The organism is Bradyrhizobium sp. USDA 10063 (assembly GCF_054063735.1).
Genome location: NZ_JBSSGP010000002.1, coordinates 3,263,337 through 3,278,144, shown reverse-complemented (window position 1 = coordinate 3,278,144; position 14,808 = coordinate 3,263,337). Strand labels below are relative to the sequence as shown.

The following is a 14,808-nucleotide window of genomic DNA, read 5'->3' as shown; positions in this document are numbered from 1 at the left end:
GCTCCATCCGGGCTACGGCTGTGGCAATCAGTTCTTTAAGCGATAGCCCGTCCTGAAGATCCACCAGACGATCGCCATGCAGATGGCGAGGAAGCCCAGGGTCATGCCGAGGCTCAGGCCGACGCCGACATCGGCGATCTCAAAGAAACTCCAGCGGAAGCCGGAGATCAGGTAGACCACCGGATTGAGCAGGGCGATGGTGTGCCAGGCCGGGGGCAGCATGTTCACGGAATAGAAGCTGCCGCCCAGGAAAGTCAACGGCGTCACCACCAGCATCGGGATCATCTGCAGCTTCTCGAATCCATCGGCCCAGATGCCGATGATGAAACCGAACAGGCTGAAAGTGACGGCGGTCAGCACCAGGAACGTCAGCATCCAGATCGGGTGATTGATGTGCAGCGGCACGAATAATCCGGCCGTCGCCAGGATGATGAGCCCCAGGATGATCGATTTGGTCGCGGCCGCCCCGACATAGCCGATGACGATCTCGAAATAGGAGATCGGCGCCGAAAGGATTTCATAGATCGTACCGACGAATTTCGGGAAATAGATGCCGAAGGACGCATTGGCGATGCTCTGCGTCAGCACCGACAGCATCACGAGCCCGGGCACGATGAAGGTGCCGTAGCTGACGCCCTCGACCTCCGTGATCCGCGAGCCGATCGCGGCGCCGAACACCACGAAATAGAGCGAGGTCGACACGACAGGCGAGACGATGCTCTGCAGCAGCGTGCGCCAGGTGCGCGCCATTTCGAACAAATAGATTGCGCGGATCGCCCGATAATTCATGGCGCCCTCACCAGGCTGACGAAGATATCTTCCAGCGAAGACTGGCTGGTCTCGAGGTCGGAGAAACGGATCCCGGCATTGCGGAGATCGCCGAGCAGGCTGGTGATGCCTGTGCGTTCGCCCGCGGTGTCGTAGTCATAGATCAGTTCGTTGCCGCCTTCCGACAGCACGAGATGATAGGGCGCGAGCGCCGGCGGAACGGCGTCGATCTTGTGCGCCAGATGCAGCTTGAGCTGCTTCCTACCGAGCTTTGACATCAGCTTGGCCTTGTCCTCGACCAGGATGATCTCGCCCTTGTTGATGACGCCGATCCGGTCCGCCATCTCCTCGGCTTCCTCGATGTAATGCGTGGTCAGGATGATGGTGACGCCGGCATCCCGCAGCGTCCGCACCACTTCCCACATGCCCTTGCGCAACTCGACGTCGACGCCGGCAGTCGGCTCGTCCAGGAACAGTATCTGCGGCTCGTGCGACAACGCCTTTGCAATCATCACGCGGCGCTTCATGCCGCCCGACAGCGTGATGATCTTGGAATCCTTCTTCTCCCACAGCGAGAGATCCTTCAGCACCTTCTCGATATAAGCCGGGTTTTTCGGCTTGCCGAACAGGCCGCGGCTGAAGCTCACGGTCGCCCACACCGTCTCGAAGGAATCGGTGTGCAGCTCCTGCGGCACGAGGCCGATCAGCGAGCGCGCGGCGCGGTAGGACTTGATGATGTCGTGGCCGTTGACCGCGACGCTGCCTTCACTCGGATTGGCGATGCCGCAGATGATGCTGATCAGCGTCGTCTTGCCGGCGCCATTCGGCCCCAGCAGCGCAAAGATCTCGCCGCGCCGGATATCGAGATTGATGTTGTTCAGCGCCCTGAAGCCGGAGCCATAGACCTTTGAAAGATTGGAAACGGAGATGATCGGCGACATGGCTGATGGTGACGTGATCTAGAATGTGGCAAGGGGTGACGCGACGCTTGACCGCGCACGGAGGAGGGCCGGCACTACATAGGTGCGCCCGGCGCGTTCCGCAATCCGTCGAAACGACGATCAGTTCATTCCGCCGCGTGAGCGCGTGCCGGCAATTCAACCAGCGCGACCATGTAGGTCTTAATATCGTTCGCGATCTCCGGATCGGTCTTCAGCTCGGTCAGTGTTCGCGGACGCGGCAACGACTTGCCATCATTTTCTAGGGTTTCCGCGTATAGCTGCAAGGCTTCCGGCGCATTACGCAAGGCCTCATCGATATCATCGCCGCCGGACGTGCAGCCTGGCAGGTCCGGAAACCAGACACCTATGCTGTGCTCAGGTCCGGCATCCTCAACGATCGCGACGTAATGAGCCATGGCCAACCTCAATCGGGCTTCCAGCCTGCGCCTTTATAGATGGCACGTACCAATCCCTTCCCCAAGTCTTTCTTTGGGTGCGGAATGACTAGCGTTTCGCCAGATACGGGATTCTTGAACACGTGGTGAGAGCCGGTAACTCGAACAAGTATCCATCCGTCCCGCTCCAGGCGGCGTATGATCTCGCGGCTATTGGTCAGCATGAAACCTCTCTTTGGATCATGTAGACCTTAAAGCCTGCCTGCCGGCGTTAAGTGAGCGACCCGCAGGACACTCTCTTACACCCGCTCCACGAAACTATCGACCACCTTTTTCTCGCCGGCCTTCTCGAAGGCGATGGTGAGCTTGTTGCCGTCGATCTTCACCACGTGGCCGTAGCCGAATTTTTGGTGGAACACGCGGTCGTCGAGCGAGAATTCCGAAACAGTCCCGGTGGATTTCGCCACCAGTTCGCCCTCGATTACCACGGGTGCGCGCTTGTTGCGTCCGAAGCCGCCGAAGGGTGATTGCTCCTCGTCGAATCCGCCGCGTGAGCCGCCGCCGCGGTTCTGGTTGCGGGAGCGGTTGGCCTGGGCGCGCTGCCAGCCGGGTGTGGTGTAGCTCGAGCCGAAGGCTTCGACATTGTCGAAGCGCGAAGGGCCGTAGCCGCCGGCGCCGCCCCAGCCGGAGCCGCCCTTGGATTCCGTGATCTCGACATTATGCGCCGGCAACTCGTCGAGGAAGCGCGAGGGAATCGTGGTCGACCAGGTGCCGTGGATGCGGCGGTTGGTGGCGAAGTAGATCTTGGCGCGGCGCCGGGCGCGGGTGAGGCCGACATGGGCGAGACGGCGCTCTTCTTCGAGGCCCGCGCGGCCCTGCTCATCCAGCGTGCGCTGGCTCGGAAACAGGCCTTCCTCCCAGCCGGGCAGGAAGACGTTGTCGAACTCCAGGCCCTTGGCGGAATGCAGGGTCATCAGCGACACCGCTTCGTCGCCGGCTTCGCCGTCGCGGTCCATCACCAGCGAAATGTGCTCGAGGAAGCCTTGCAGGTTCTCGAACTCCTCCATCGAGCGAATGAGCTCCTTGAGGTTGTCGAGCCTGCCGGCGGCGTCGGCCGAACGATCCTTCTGCCACATCTCGGTATAGCCGCTCTCGTCGAGCACGATCTCGGCCAGTTCCGTGTGCGCGGTAACCTCGCTCTGCGCCCGCCAGCGGTCGAATTGCTGCACGAGACCGCGCAAGCTCCCGCGCGCCTTCGGCTTCAGCTCGTCGGTCTCCGCCACCGCGCGTGCCGCCTCGAACAGGGGAATGCGGCGCTTGCGGGCGTGGTCGTGCAAGAGCTGCACGGTGGCATCGCCCAGCCCCCGCTTCGGCACATTGATGATGCGCTCGAAGGCGAGATCGTCGGCCGGCGAATTGATCGTGCGCAGGTAGGCCAGCGCGTCGCGGATTTCGGCGCGCTCATAGAAGCGCGGGCCGCCGATCACGCGATAGGGCAGGCCGAGCGTGACGAAGCGGTCTTCGAACTCGCGCATCTGGAACGAGGCACGCACCAGGATCGCGATCTCGTTCAAATTCTCGCCGGCGCGCTGCAGATCCTCGATCTCCTCGCCGATCCCGCGCGCTTCCTCTTCCGAATCCCAGGAACCGGTGACGGTGACCTTTTCGCCATCCTCGTCCTCGGTGCGCAGCGTCTTGCCGAGCCGGCCTTCATTGTGCGCGATCAGATGCGAGGCGGCTGCGAGGATGTGGCCGGTCGAGCGATAGTTGCGCTCGAGGCGGATGACCTTGGCGCCGGGAAAATCGTGCTCGAAGCGCAGGATGTTGTCGACCTCGGCGCCGCGCCAGCCGTAGATCGACTGGTCGTCGTCGCCGACGCAGCAGATGTTCTTGGGGGGAGTCTTCTCCCTCTCCTCGCTTGCGGGGAGAGGGGCGGGGTGAGGGGCTCTCTCCGCGAACTCGACTCGTGGCGGCTCTCCCTCACCCGGATTGCTGCGCAATCCGACCTCTCCCCGCAGGCGGGGAGAGGTGGAGGACGACGGCGCCTGCGAGAGCAGTCGCAGCCAGAGATACTGCGCGACGTTGGTGTCCTGATATTCGTCGACCAGGATGAACTTGAAGCGGCTCTGGTATTGCCTGAGCACATCCGGGTTCTCGCGGAACAGGCGGATGTTCTCGAGCAGGAGATCGCCGAAATCGGCGGCGTTAAGGATCTTCAGCCGTTCCTGATAGCTCGCATAGAGCTTGCCGCCTTTGCCGTTGGCGAAGCTCGCAGCCTCGCCAGCCGGCACCTGCGGCGGCGTCAGGCCGCGGTTCTTCCAGGTGTCGATCAGTCCGGCCAGCATTCGCGCCGGCCAGCGCTTGTCGTCGATGTTCTCCGCCTGCAGCAATTGCTTCAGCAGCCGCACCTGGTCATCGACGTCGAGCACGGTGAAATTGGATTTGAGCTGCACCAGCTCGGCATGGATGCGCAAAATGCGCCCCGCGATCGAGTGGAAGGTGCCGAGCCACGGCATGCCTTCTACAGCTTGGCCGAGCATCTGGCCGAGCCGCAGCTTCATCTCGCGCGCCGCCTTGTTGGTGAAGGTCACCGACAGGATCTCGTGCGGCCGCGCACGGCTTTGGCTCAGGATATGGGCAATGCGGGTGGTGAGCACCCGTGTCTTGCCGGTACCGGCGCCGGCCAGAACCAGCACCGGGCCGTCGAGCGTCTCCACCGCCTCGCGCTGCTCGGGATTGAGGCCTGCGAGATATTGCGGGCCGGCGGCGGCGCGGGCACGCGCGGCAATGCCGCCAGCCAACGGCTGGTGCTCGGGAACGGCCTGATTGGACAGCTTGCTCGGCTCGGTCATCGCGAATCGTTTGGCCCCACGATGGCACCGTGGTGCGGTGAAGGGGAGCCTTCTTAGCAGGGATTAAAGGCCATATAGGGCCTCTTCCTCTGTTTTGACAGGTTTTATCCGTCTCACGTGCCGGGTTGCCTGCCACGACCAGCGCGCGAATTGTTCCTTCGAAAACGGCAAATTTCGCAGATTTTCGGCCCGGAACCTTCGTTTTGGGGCCGGATTGTTTCCCTAAGTCCGGCGCGATGATCAATCGTGCCGGCGGAAACGGAAAGCAGAGGGTTTGGCCATGTTAGGCTGGGTCGTAACGTTTCTGGTCATCGCGCTGATCGCCGGCATTCTGGGCTTCGGCGGCATCGCCGGTGCCTCCATCGAGATCGCCAAGGCGATCTTCTTCATCGCCATCATCCTGTTCCTGATCTCGGCAGTCGTGGGCTTGGTACGCGGCCGCTCCAGGGTGTAGATGACCCGGCCTAGCGCGAGGGCATCGCCACGCTGCGGCCGATGCCCTCGGGGCGCGGGACCAAAGCATGGATATCCGCGATCGCCTTGATTTGGGCGCGGATGTCGGATGGAAATGAGGCGACCTTGCGCGAGTTCATGTCGATATGCAGCGACATGTTTTCGGAGGTGGCCGAGATCCAGCCTTCCGTCGCGTGTCGCAGCTCCTCGAAGGTGTGCAGCCGCTTGTCGTCGGCGCCGAGCAGATAGACCGTCACCTGCAGGGGGTCGCCGAGGTGGACCTCGCGCAGGTAGCGCACGTGGCATTCGGCGGTGAAGGTCGAGCCGTGGCGCTCTTTCTTATAGGCGGGGCCGATGCCGAGCTGCAGCCAGATCTCGTCGATGGCGCGGTCGAACATCACGTTGTAATAGGCCATGTTGAGGTGGCCGTTATAGTCGATCCATTGCGGCTCGATCTGCATCACCGAGGACAGGAACGGGGCTGAGGGCAGCTTCATGTCCCGGGCGGCATTAACGGTCGTCATCATGCATTCCTGTTAGTTTGTGTCGCGCTCTTGACCCCTTATATAACCTTTGCCACGGTCGGCTAAAGCCGGGAGGAAATTTCACGTGGCGACTACGATCTCGAACAATCCAGCGCGTCCGGAGCCGCAGGCCCTGAAGGGCGCGCTCGACGCGCTGGCGGCGCGCTTCGGCAACCGCCTGATCACCTCGCAGGCGGTGCGCGAGCAGCACGCCCACACCACGACCTGGCTGCCGCCGCAGCCACCGGACGCGGTGGTGATGGCGCAGGAGACCGCCGACATCCAGGATGTGGTGCGGATCTGCGCCAAACATCGCGTTCCCGTGATCGCCTTCGGTACCGGCACCTCGCTCGAGGGGCAGGTGAACGCGCCGGCCGGCGGCATCTGCATCGATCTGCACGACATGAACCGGGTGCTTGCCGTGCATGCCGAGGACCTCGACTGCGTGATCGAGCCCGGCGTCACGCGGAAGGCGCTCAACGAGCATCTGCGCGACCAGGGCCTGTTCTTCCCGATCGATCCCGGCGCCGATGCCTCGCTCGGCGGCATGACCGCGACGCGCGCCTCCGGCACCAATGCGGTGCGCTACGGGACGATGCGCGAGAACGTGCTGGCGCTGAAAGTGGTGCGCGGCGACGGCGAGATCATCACCACCGGCACGCGGGCGAAGAAATCCTCCGCCGGCTACGACCTGACGCATCTGTTCGTCGGTGCCGAGGGCACGCTCGGGATCATCTCCGAACTGACGATCAAATTGCGCGGCATCCCCGAGACGATCGCGGCAGCCGCCTGTTCTTTCGAGACCGTGCGCGGCGCCTGCCAGGCGACGATTTTGGCAATCCAGACCGGTATTCCCGTCGCCCGCATCGAGCTGCTGAATGCGGCGCAGGTGAAGGCGTGCAACGCCTATTCGAAGCTGACACTGCCGGAGACGCCGCTGTTGCTGCTCGAGTTCCACGGCAGCGAGGCCGAGGTCGCCGAGCAGTCGAAGAACTTCAAGGAGATCGCCTCCGAATGCGGCGGGCTCGGTTTCACCTGGACCACCAAGCCGGAGGACCGCACCAAGCTCTGGCAGGCGCGGCATGACGCCTATTGGGCGGTGAAGGCGCTGCGGCCCGGCGCTGGCGTGGTCGCGACCGACGTTTGCGTGCCGATCTCGCGATTGGCCGATTGCGTCACCGAAACCGAAGAGGATCTGACGCGGCTCAATCTGCTCTCGCCGATCGTCGGCCATGTTGGCGACGGCAATTTCCATTGCTCGCTGGCCTGCGACGTCGAGGATGCCGAGGAGATGGCGCGCGGCGAGGAATTCATGCACCGCCTGGTCGAGCGCGCGCAGGCGATGGGCGGCACCTGCACCGGCGAGCACGGCATCGGGCAGGGCAAGCAGAAATATCTCGAAGCCGAGCTTGGGCCCGAGGCGCTCGACGCCATGCGCGCGCTGAAGAAGGCGTTCGATCCGCTGAACATCTTCAATCCCGGAAAGATCATTCCGGCGGGCTAGAACGTGATCCGTCTGGTTGGATCGGCTGCGGATTGATTTCACCTCTCCCGCTTGCGGGAGAGGCGTAGGCCGCCTTTCGGCGGCCGTTCTTAAGGAACGCCGAAGCCGAGCTTCGGCTATGGCGTAGCGCCGGGTGAGGGCTCTCTCCACACGAAGAGTCCCACCGCGGAGACACCCTAACCCTCTCTCGCAAGCGGGAGAGGGAGCGCAGCTTCAGCGCGGCTGCGGTTCAACTTGATCGGATTAGGCTCTTAAGATCGCTCAGCCGAAGTTCTGCAGCGCCGGAAACGTCTCCAGGAGCCAGATGCTGACATTGGTGACGGCGCCGGTCAGGAAGCCGATGCCGGTGATGATCATCAGCACACCCATCACGCGCTCGACATTGCGCAAGTGCCGCTTCATCCGGACGAACAGTGACGAGAACTGCTCGACCGCGAATGCCGCGAGCAGGAAGGGGATGCCGAGCCCTGCGGAATAGATCGCAAGCAGCGCGGCGCCCTTGGTCACCGTCGCTTCTGCCGCGGCGATCGAAAGGATCGCGGCGAGGATCGGGCCGATGCAGGGCGTCCAGCCGAAGGCAAAGGCGAGGCCCATCACATAGGCGCCCCACAACCCAACCGGTTTCGGCATGCTCATCCGGCCTTCGCGCATCAAGATCCCGATCCGCGTCAGTCCCAGGAAGTGGAGCCCCATCACGATGATGACGATGCCGGCGACGATGGAGAGCTGCGCCGACCAGGCGCGGATCAGCCCGCCGATCAGGGACGCGCTGGCGCCGAGCGCCACGAACACGGTGGAGAAGCCGAGCACGAACATCAGCGCCGCCGCCATCACCGCGCGCTTGGAGGCCTTCATGCTCTCATCATGGGCGACATGCTCGATGGTCGCGCCGGTCAGGTACACCAGATAGGGCGGCACCAGCGGCAGCACGCAGGGCGACAGGAAACTGACTAGTCCGGCGATCAAGGCCGCCGGGATGGATACATCGTGCATCAACTGACCTTCGAGAGCGGCATCTCGTGGCACCCTATTGGCGTGGACGGCGACAAGTTTCCAGAGGTTTCATGTGCTGAAGCCCAACAGATCGGTCACAGGCCCGTGTCCGGGCAGTGTTCGCGAATCGTCTCCGCAATTCTACGGGATAAACGCTGGACAAGCCGGTCCCGTCAGGCTCAAACTTGAGTCCCGCGACGAGCCTCGGCTACCAGCCGGGAAAATAAAATCATGCGGACGCCTGCAATCCAAAGATGGGCGCCGCAAAAAGGAAACGAACGGGAGCATCACATGGCTATTTCACGCCGCAACATGCTGTTGGGAAGCGCCGGCGCCTTGGGCGCCGCATCATTTTCATTCCCAAGGCCTGCCATTGCCCAGTCCGAGCCGATCAAGATCGGGTGCCTCGCGGCGATTACCGGGCCGAGTTCCGCGCCGACGGTCGGTTTCAACCGCGGCATCAACTTTGCGGTGGACAGCATCAATGCGGGTGGCGGTATCAAGGGCCGCAAGATCGAGCTCGTCATGCGGGACACGCAGGGCGATCCGACCAAGGCGGTGAACGCGACGCAGGAATTGATCAGCCAGGCCAAGGTCCATGCCATCTGGGGGCCGGTCAATTCGGGCGAAGCGCTCGCCACCACACCGATCATGGCGCGGGCCAAAATCCCGGACATTCACCCTTGCGTGGTCGAAAGCCTGATCGACACCACGAAATATCCGAACGCCTTCCGCATGGCGCCGTCGAACAGCCAGTGGGACGACGCGGTCCGCAATTACTGCCTCAACGTCCTCAAGGCGAAGAAGATCGCCGTCATCGGCGACACCACGGGCTACGGCGTCACCGCCGTCGGCGCCTCGGTGGCGGCTTTCAAGAAGGACGGCGCCGACGTCGTCTACCAGGCCAATATCGATGCGACCCAGCCCGACATGACGCCGGACATGCTGCGCGCCAAGAATGCGGGCTCGGAGGTCATCGTGGTCTGGAGCGTCACCACCGGCATGGAGGCGCGGATGTTCAACACCCGCGCCGCCATGGGCTGGGATGTGCCGTTCGCCGGCCATCCGTCACTTGCCTCGGGCGAACTCGCCGGTCTCGTCGAGAAGCCCGAGAACTGGAAGAAGGTCTACGCGATCGGCTACAAGAGCTGCAGCTATGATGCGTCCGGCAAGCTGCCGCCGAAAAGCGAGGAGCTGGTCGCGCGGCTCGCGAAGGCGAACGTGGCGCTCAACGACACGCTATTGTGGTGGGTCGCCGGCGGCATCGATGCGATCGAGCTGATCGCCAAGGCGGTTGCCGAGAGCGGGGCGACCGAAAGCGCGGGCATCGTCAAATACTGGAATACGCTCTCGAAATATCCCGGCTATTTCGGCACCTACAGCTTCACGCCGACCCAGCATAACGGCTATCCGACCGACGAAATCGTGATGTCGGAGGCCAGCACCGCCAAGAACGGGACGTTCGCGCTCGCGCCGGGCTATACATAGGCCGGCGGCAGAGGGCGCATCCAATGCTCGCCTCGATCCTCGCATCCGGTCTCGCGGCGGGCGCGATCTATGCGCTCGTCGGCGTCACCTACAACACGATGTTCTCGACCTCGCGGGTGATGAGCTTCACCGCAGGCCAGCTTGCCATGCTCGGCGGCGTGCTCGGCTCGATGTTCACCTTGAAGATGGGCATGCCCATTATCGTCGGCTTCGTGCTGACGCTGGCCGCCTGCGCGATCGTCGGCGTCATCACCGAGTTCGTCGCAGTGCGGCCGGTCCTGAAGAGCCTCGACCAACATCTCTACGTGCTCTCGACGCTGGCGCTGGCCTTGATGATCCAGCAGGTCGCGGCGATCAAATGGGGCACCGAGCCGCAGCCATTCCCGCGCGTGACCGGGCTCGGCAGCGGGGTCTGGGACGAAAAGTTCTGGCTGCCCGTGGTCGCCTGCGCGCTGACGATCGTGGGCCTCGAATATCTCTACCGCCGCACGCTGGTCGGCCGCGCCTTCGTCGCGATCGCGGAGGATAATTTTGCCGCACGCGCGCTCGGTCTTCCCGAGCGCAATCTCAGGGTCGCGAGCTACGCACTGGCCGGCGTGATTGGCGGCATCGCCGGCTTTTCCGGCGGCCAGCTTCTGCTGGCATTCTTTGCCAACGGCGCGCTGCTCAATTTCTACGGCTTCGTGCCGGTGGCGCTCGGCGGCCTCGGCAACAACCGCGGCGCCATCGTCGGAGGGCTGGCGCTCGGCCTGTTCCAGCAGGCCGCGAATTTCCTGGTCGGCGGCATCTTCTCATCTGTCGCCGTCTTCACGCTGTTCATCGTGGTCCTCTTGGCAGCGCCGCAGGGCCTGTTCGGCGGAACCTCGGCGCGGAGGGTGTGATGACAACTGTCACCGCAACCTCCGCTCAGGGTGAAAGCGGCGCATGGCGCGCCGCCTTGCCGCACATCGCGCCGTTCCTCGGCATCCTCGCGCTCGCGATGCTGTTGCCGTTCGTCAGCAACGATTATTGGGTGCTGATCGGCACGCGCATGGCGATCTATTGGGTGCTGGTCTCCGGCCTCAACCTCGTGGTCGGCTTCGCCGGCCATCTCGCGATCGGCTATGTCGCGCTGCTGACGTTAGGCGCCTACACGACGAGCGTGCTCGTCGCCGGCAATGTCACGCCGGCGGTGCCGGTGTTCCTCGCGCTGCCGATTGCCGGCTGCGTCGGTGCGCTGTTCGGCGTCATCGTCGGATTGCCGGCGCTACGCTTGCGCACCTTCTATTTCGCGATGTCGACGCTGGGCTTTGCCACCATCGTGACGCAGATCGCGCTGGCCTGGCAGAGCGTGACCGGAGGCGGGATCGGAATCGCGGGTCCGGAATTCCCGGCGCCGTTCGATACACCGTGGGGCTTCTACGCGCTCTGCGTCGCGTTTGCGGCGGTCGCCACCTGGATGAGCGCCAACGTCGCCCGCAGCCGGTTCGGCCGCGCGCTGATCGCGGTGCGCGACGCCGAAGTGGCGGCGGAAGCGACTGGCATCTCCAAGCCGAAGATGCTGATCGCGATCTTCCTGTTCGCCGGCGCGCTTGCCGCGATCGCCGGCGGCCTGTTCGCGACCCTGCAAACCTACATCACGCCCGACGCCTTCACCTTCGATCTGTCGGTCTTGTTCTTCATCGCGATCCTGATCGGCGGCCGCGGTTCGATTTTGGGGCCGATGCTCGGCACCATCATCCTGACCATCCTGCCGGAGATTGCCGCGCCGCTTGCGGCCTGGTCGACCTTCCTCTATGCCGTGCTGCTCCTGGTGATCGTGCTGGTGATGCCCGGCGGCATCGCGGCACTGCTCGATTTCCGCAACCGTCGCCCGCTCGCCAGCAACCGCGCCATCGTGCCGCGTCCGGCTGTGCTCGCCGATATCGTGCGCCGGCGCGGCGGCGGCAAGCATTTGAGGCTGCGCGGCATTGCGCTGAGCTTCGGCAATGTGAAGGCGATCGACGGCCTCGATCTCGACGTGGCGCCCGGCGAGATCCACGGCCTGATCGGCCCGAACGGCAGCGGCAAGACCACGACGCTCAACGTCATCTCCGGCTATTACGCCGCCAAAGCCGGCACGATGACCCTGGGCGAGGAGATGTTGCCGCCGGGCCAGTCGGCATTGCGCGCAGCTTGCGGCATCGCACGCACCTTCCAGACCCCGCGTGTGATCGGCGAGGCCTCGGTGCTGGAGAACGTGATGATCGGCGGCTCGGTGGAGGGCAGGGCGAGTTTCGTCGAGGCGATGCTGTCTGCCCCGCGCAATCGCGAGGACGAGCGCATGCTCGCCGCGAAAGCGCGGGCGCTGCTCGGCGTGGTTGGACTGGAGACGCTGGCGGATGTGCGCGCCGACCGCCTGCAGCACAGCGAACTCCGCTTCATCGAGATCGCGCGTGCGCTGATGCTCGATCCAGATTTCCTGCTACTCGATGAGCCCGCGGCCGGTCTTTCCAATGACGAGATCGAGCGGCTGGCTTCGTTGATCAAGGCGATCAGCGCGCGCGGCACCGGCGTATTGCTGGTGGAGCATCACGCCGACCTCATCTTCGATATCTGCCACCAGGTCACCGTGCTCAATCTCGGCCGCACGCTGGCGGCGGGCACGCCGGCCGAGATCCGCGTTCACAAGGAGGTGGTCAGTGCTTACCTCGGCGGCTGAACCTCTGCTCTCCGTGAGCGCGCTGGAATCCGGTTACGGCAAGATCCGCGTGCTTCACGGCATCGACTTCCACATCGCCGCCGGCGAGGTGGTAGCGCTGCTCGGGCCCAATGGCGCCGGCAAGACCACGATGCTGCGGGCTCTCTCCGGATTGCTGCCGGTGACCGCCGGACAGGTGCGCTTCGACGGCCGCGACATGACCAACGCGACGCCACGCGATGCTGCGCGTGCCGGCCTTGTCCATGTGATCGAGGGACATCGTGTGTTCACGCAGATCTCCGTCACCGACAATCTGCTGCTTGCCGGCTACGATGTGCCGCGCGCCGAGCGCGCGCAGCGCGTCGAGGAAGCCCTGGCATATTTTCCCGAGATCGCCGAAAAGCGTCACGAGCGCGGCGGCGCGCTGTCGGGCGGGCAACAGCAGATGCTCACGGTCGCGCAAGGCCTCGTGCGCCGCCCGCGGTTGTTGATGCTCGACGAACCGTCGGCGGGCCTGTCGCCGGTGCTGGTCGATCGGGTCCTCAACGTCATCGGCCGCTTGCGCGCGCAGGGCACCGCGGTATTGCTGGTGGAGCAATTGCTTGAAAAGGCGCTGGCGACGGCGGACCGCGTCTACGCCTTGGTGCAGGGGAATATCGTGCTGGAAGCATCGACCGACGAAAGCAATCTGGCGCAGCGGCTGGAGCGCGCCTATTTCGGCCATGAGAGCCACGCGCTGGTGAGCCACTGATGCGGCTTCCCTTCTTCTACGGATGGATCATCATCGCGGTGACCTTCGTCACCATGGCGATCGGCGTCAACGCGCGGACCGCCTTCTCGCTATTCTTCCCGCCCATCATTGGCGAGTTCGGCTGGGACCGTGGCGTCACCGCTGGCGCGTTCTCGTTCGGCTTCGTGGTATCCGGCTTCGTCAGCCCGCTGATCGGCCGCCTGATGGACCGCGCCGGGCCGCGCGCAGTGATGGAACTCGGCGTCGTCCTGATGGGCGCAGGATTCCTGCTGGCGCCGCTGACGACGCAGCCCTGGCATCTCTATCTCAGCATCGGCGTTCTCGTCGGCGCGGGCAGCGTCTGCCTCGGCTACTCCGGTCAATCGTTTTTCCTGCCGAACTGGTTCATCCGCCGCCGCGGCCTCGCGATCGGGATCGCCTTCGCCGGCGTCGGCATCGGCTCGGTGACCTTGCTGCCGTGGGTGCAGCACATGATCGAGCAGACCGGGTGGCGCACCGCCTGCACCGCGATCGGCATCCTCGTGCTGGTCGTGCTCGCGCCGATCAATCTGCTGCTGCGAAAGCGCCCCGAAGATCTCGGCCTGCGGCCTGATGGCGACGCCGCGCCGACCGCCGCCTCGGCAAAGCCGGTGTCGAACATCGTCGATCCCGTGTGGGCCGGCACTGACTGGACGCTGTCGCTCGCGCTCCGCACCGCGCGTTTCTGGTGGATCGCGCTCGGCTATTTCTGCGGCCTTTACATCTGGTACGCGGTGCAGGTGCACCAGACCAAGTTCCTGCTCGACATCGGCTTCAGCCCGAATGTCGCGGTGTGGTCGCTCGGCGTCGTCAGCCTGCTCGGCATTCCCGGCCAGATCTGGCTCGGCCATCTCTCCGACCGGATCGGGCGCGAAGCGGTGTGGACGATCAGTTGCGCCGGCTTTGCGATCTGTTTTGCCTGCCTGGTCGCGCTGAAATCTGCGCCGGTCCAGCCGCTGGTTTGGCTGATGGTGTTCGCGCAAGGCGCGCTCGGTTACGGCCTGACCTCGGTGATGGGGCCGGTCGTGGTCGAGATCTTCCAGGGCAGGCATTACGGCAGCATCTTCGGCACCATCATGCTGGCCGCGCTGGCAGGCGGTGCCGCGGGCCCGTGGGTTACGGGGCTATTGTATGATGTCACCGGCAGCTACTCGGCTGCCTTCGCGATCAGCATTGCCGTGAGCGCCTTGTCCGCCTTCGCGATCTGGCAGGCGTCGCCGGGAAAGGTCCGTGCGGTGGCAGGGCGTTTGCACACGTTGCAGAGCCGCAGCCCGGGTGAAGCGTCAGCGTAAGCCGGGGCCGCTCGCAAGCGCTGATGTCGGCGTCCCGGGTTACGCTGGCGGAATCGCCGATCGGATTGACTTGGAGCCGCGCTGAAGCTGCGCTCCCTCTCCCGCTTGCGGGAGAGGGCTGGGGTGAGGGTATCTCCGCGACGGGACTTTCCGTGGGGAGAGAGCCCTCA

14 protein-coding genes are annotated in these 14,808 nt (G+C 64.3%); 7 read left to right on the top strand and 7 right to left on the bottom strand.

What is annotated here, in order from left to right; translation table 11 throughout:
• Nucleotides 1-27: 27 nt before the first annotated feature.
• The 5 genes from ACVJGD_RS17910 to ACVJGD_RS17890 form a co-directional block, all read right to left on the bottom strand.
• Nucleotides 28-789 (bottom strand): ABC transporter permease, encoded by a 762-nt coding sequence (locus ACVJGD_RS17910; RefSeq protein ID WP_456635584.1) that lies wholly within the window; start codon nt 787-789, stop codon nt 28-30.
• Nucleotides 786-1,709: an ABC transporter ATP-binding protein gene (locus ACVJGD_RS17905; RefSeq protein ID WP_456635583.1), complete on the bottom strand. Its 924-nt coding sequence runs from the start codon at nt 1,707-1,709 to the stop codon at nt 786-788. Before ACVJGD_RS17905 ends, ACVJGD_RS17910 begins: the two co-directional genes overlap by 4 nt.
• Nucleotides 1,710-1,834: 125 nt before the next feature.
• Nucleotides 1,835-2,125: a type II toxin-antitoxin system HicB family antitoxin gene (locus ACVJGD_RS17900; RefSeq protein ID WP_456635582.1), complete on the bottom strand. Its 291-nt coding sequence runs from the start codon at nt 2,123-2,125 to the stop codon at nt 1,835-1,837.
• An 8-nt stretch (nt 2,126-2,133) separates the two neighbouring features.
• Nucleotides 2,134-2,328, bottom strand: coding sequence for a type II toxin-antitoxin system HicA family toxin (locus ACVJGD_RS17895; RefSeq protein WP_456635581.1), 195 nt, complete (start codon nt 2,326-2,328; stop codon nt 2,134-2,136).
• Between the two features lie 75 nt (nt 2,329-2,403).
• On the bottom strand, nt 2,404-4,956 hold the full coding sequence (locus tag ACVJGD_RS17890; RefSeq protein ID WP_456635580.1) for an ATP-dependent helicase: 2,553 nt from the start codon (nt 4,954-4,956) through the stop codon (nt 2,404-2,406).
• 280 nt (nt 4,957-5,236) lie between these two features.
• Between ACVJGD_RS17890 and ACVJGD_RS17885 the strand changes: the two genes are divergently transcribed.
• Nucleotides 5,237-5,410, top strand: coding sequence for a DUF1328 domain-containing protein (locus ACVJGD_RS17885; RefSeq protein ID WP_456635579.1), 174 nt, complete (start codon nt 5,237-5,239; stop codon nt 5,408-5,410).
• A gap of 10 nt (nt 5,411-5,420) precedes the next feature.
• On the opposite strand, the gene ACVJGD_RS17880 is transcribed toward ACVJGD_RS17885, so the two are convergent.
• Nucleotides 5,421-5,936 carry a thioesterase family protein gene (locus ACVJGD_RS17880; RefSeq protein ID WP_456635578.1) on the bottom strand — a complete coding sequence of 172 codons (516 nt, stop codon included), beginning with the start codon at nt 5,934-5,936 and terminating at the stop codon, nt 5,421-5,423.
• 82 nt (nt 5,937-6,018) lie between these two features.
• Here ACVJGD_RS17880 and ACVJGD_RS17875 point away from each other — a divergent pair, with 82 nt between their 5' ends.
• A complete protein-coding gene (locus ACVJGD_RS17875) occupies nt 6,019-7,437 on the top strand; it encodes an FAD-binding oxidoreductase (protein WP_456635577.1) in 1,419 nt (472 codons plus the stop codon).
• Between the two features lie 261 nt (nt 7,438-7,698).
• Here the strand turns inward: ACVJGD_RS17875 and ACVJGD_RS17870 are convergent, their stop codons facing one another.
• Nucleotides 7,699-8,430, bottom strand: coding sequence for a cytochrome c biogenesis CcdA family protein (locus ACVJGD_RS17870; protein ID WP_456635576.1), 732 nt, complete (start codon nt 8,428-8,430; stop codon nt 7,699-7,701).
• Between the two features lie 291 nt (nt 8,431-8,721).
• Here ACVJGD_RS17870 and ACVJGD_RS17865 point away from each other — a divergent pair, with 291 nt between their 5' ends.
• The 5 genes from ACVJGD_RS17865 to ACVJGD_RS17845 are packed head-to-tail and all read left to right on the top strand — an operon-like array spanning nt 8,722 to nt 14,638.
• Nucleotides 8,722-9,918 carry an ABC transporter substrate-binding protein gene (locus tag ACVJGD_RS17865; protein WP_456635575.1) on the top strand — a complete coding sequence of 399 codons (1,197 nt, stop codon included), beginning with the start codon at nt 8,722-8,724 and terminating at the stop codon, nt 9,916-9,918.
• Between the two features lie 23 nt (nt 9,919-9,941).
• The gene (locus ACVJGD_RS17860; protein ID WP_456635574.1) at nt 9,942-10,799 is read left to right on the top strand and encodes a branched-chain amino acid ABC transporter permease; all 858 of its coding nucleotides are present in this window, start codon (nt 9,942-9,944) and stop codon (nt 10,797-10,799) included.
• Nucleotides 10,799-12,598 (top strand): branched-chain amino acid ABC transporter ATP-binding protein/permease, encoded by a 1,800-nt coding sequence (locus tag ACVJGD_RS17855; protein ID WP_456635573.1) that lies wholly within the window; start codon nt 10,799-10,801, stop codon nt 12,596-12,598. Before ACVJGD_RS17860 ends, ACVJGD_RS17855 begins: the two co-directional genes overlap by 1 nt.
• A complete protein-coding gene (locus ACVJGD_RS17850) occupies nt 12,579-13,328 on the top strand; it encodes an ABC transporter ATP-binding protein (protein WP_456635572.1) in 750 nt (249 codons plus the stop codon). Before ACVJGD_RS17855 ends, ACVJGD_RS17850 begins: the two co-directional genes overlap by 20 nt.
• Nucleotides 13,328-14,638: an MFS transporter gene (locus ACVJGD_RS17845; protein WP_456635571.1), complete on the top strand. Its 1,311-nt coding sequence runs from the start codon at nt 13,328-13,330 to the stop codon at nt 14,636-14,638. Before ACVJGD_RS17850 ends, ACVJGD_RS17845 begins: the two co-directional genes overlap by 1 nt.
• The last annotated feature ends 170 nt before the right edge of the window (nt 14,639-14,808 follow it).

Bases quoted from the DNA above. Each gene is read 5' to 3' on its own strand.
- ACVJGD_RS17865 (WP_456635575.1), top strand. From the start codon at position 8,722: ATGGCTATTTCACGCCGCAACATGCTGTTGGGAAGCGCCGGCGCCTTG.
- ACVJGD_RS17860 (WP_456635574.1), top strand. From the start codon at position 9,942: ATGCTCGCCTCGATCCTCGCATCCGGTCTCGCGGCGGGCGCGATCTAT.
- ACVJGD_RS17910 (WP_456635584.1), bottom strand. From the start codon at position 789: ATGAATTATCGGGCGATCCGCGCAATCTATTTGTTCGAAATGGCGCGC.
- ACVJGD_RS17870 (WP_456635576.1), bottom strand. From the start codon at position 8,430: ATGCACGATGTATCCATCCCGGCGGCCTTGATCGCCGGACTAGTCAGT.
- ACVJGD_RS17855 (WP_456635573.1), top strand. From the start codon at position 10,799: ATGACAACTGTCACCGCAACCTCCGCTCAGGGTGAAAGCGGCGCATGG.
- ACVJGD_RS17895 (WP_456635581.1), bottom strand. From the start codon at position 2,328: ATGCTGACCAATAGCCGCGAGATCATACGCCGCCTGGAGCGGGACGGA.
- ACVJGD_RS17845 (WP_456635571.1), top strand. From the start codon at position 13,328: ATGCGGCTTCCCTTCTTCTACGGATGGATCATCATCGCGGTGACCTTC.
- ACVJGD_RS17905 (WP_456635583.1), bottom strand. From the start codon at position 1,709: ATGTCGCCGATCATCTCCGTTTCCAATCTTTCAAAGGTCTATGGCTCC.
- ACVJGD_RS17880 (WP_456635578.1), bottom strand. From the start codon at position 5,936: ATGATGACGACCGTTAATGCCGCCCGGGACATGAAGCTGCCCTCAGCC.
- ACVJGD_RS17885 (WP_456635579.1), top strand. From the start codon at position 5,237: ATGTTAGGCTGGGTCGTAACGTTTCTGGTCATCGCGCTGATCGCCGGC.
- ACVJGD_RS17890 (WP_456635580.1), bottom strand. From the start codon at position 4,956: ATGACCGAGCCGAGCAAGCTGTCCAATCAGGCCGTTCCCGAGCACCAG.
- ACVJGD_RS17900 (WP_456635582.1), bottom strand. From the start codon at position 2,125: ATGGCTCATTACGTCGCGATCGTTGAGGATGCCGGACCTGAGCACAGC.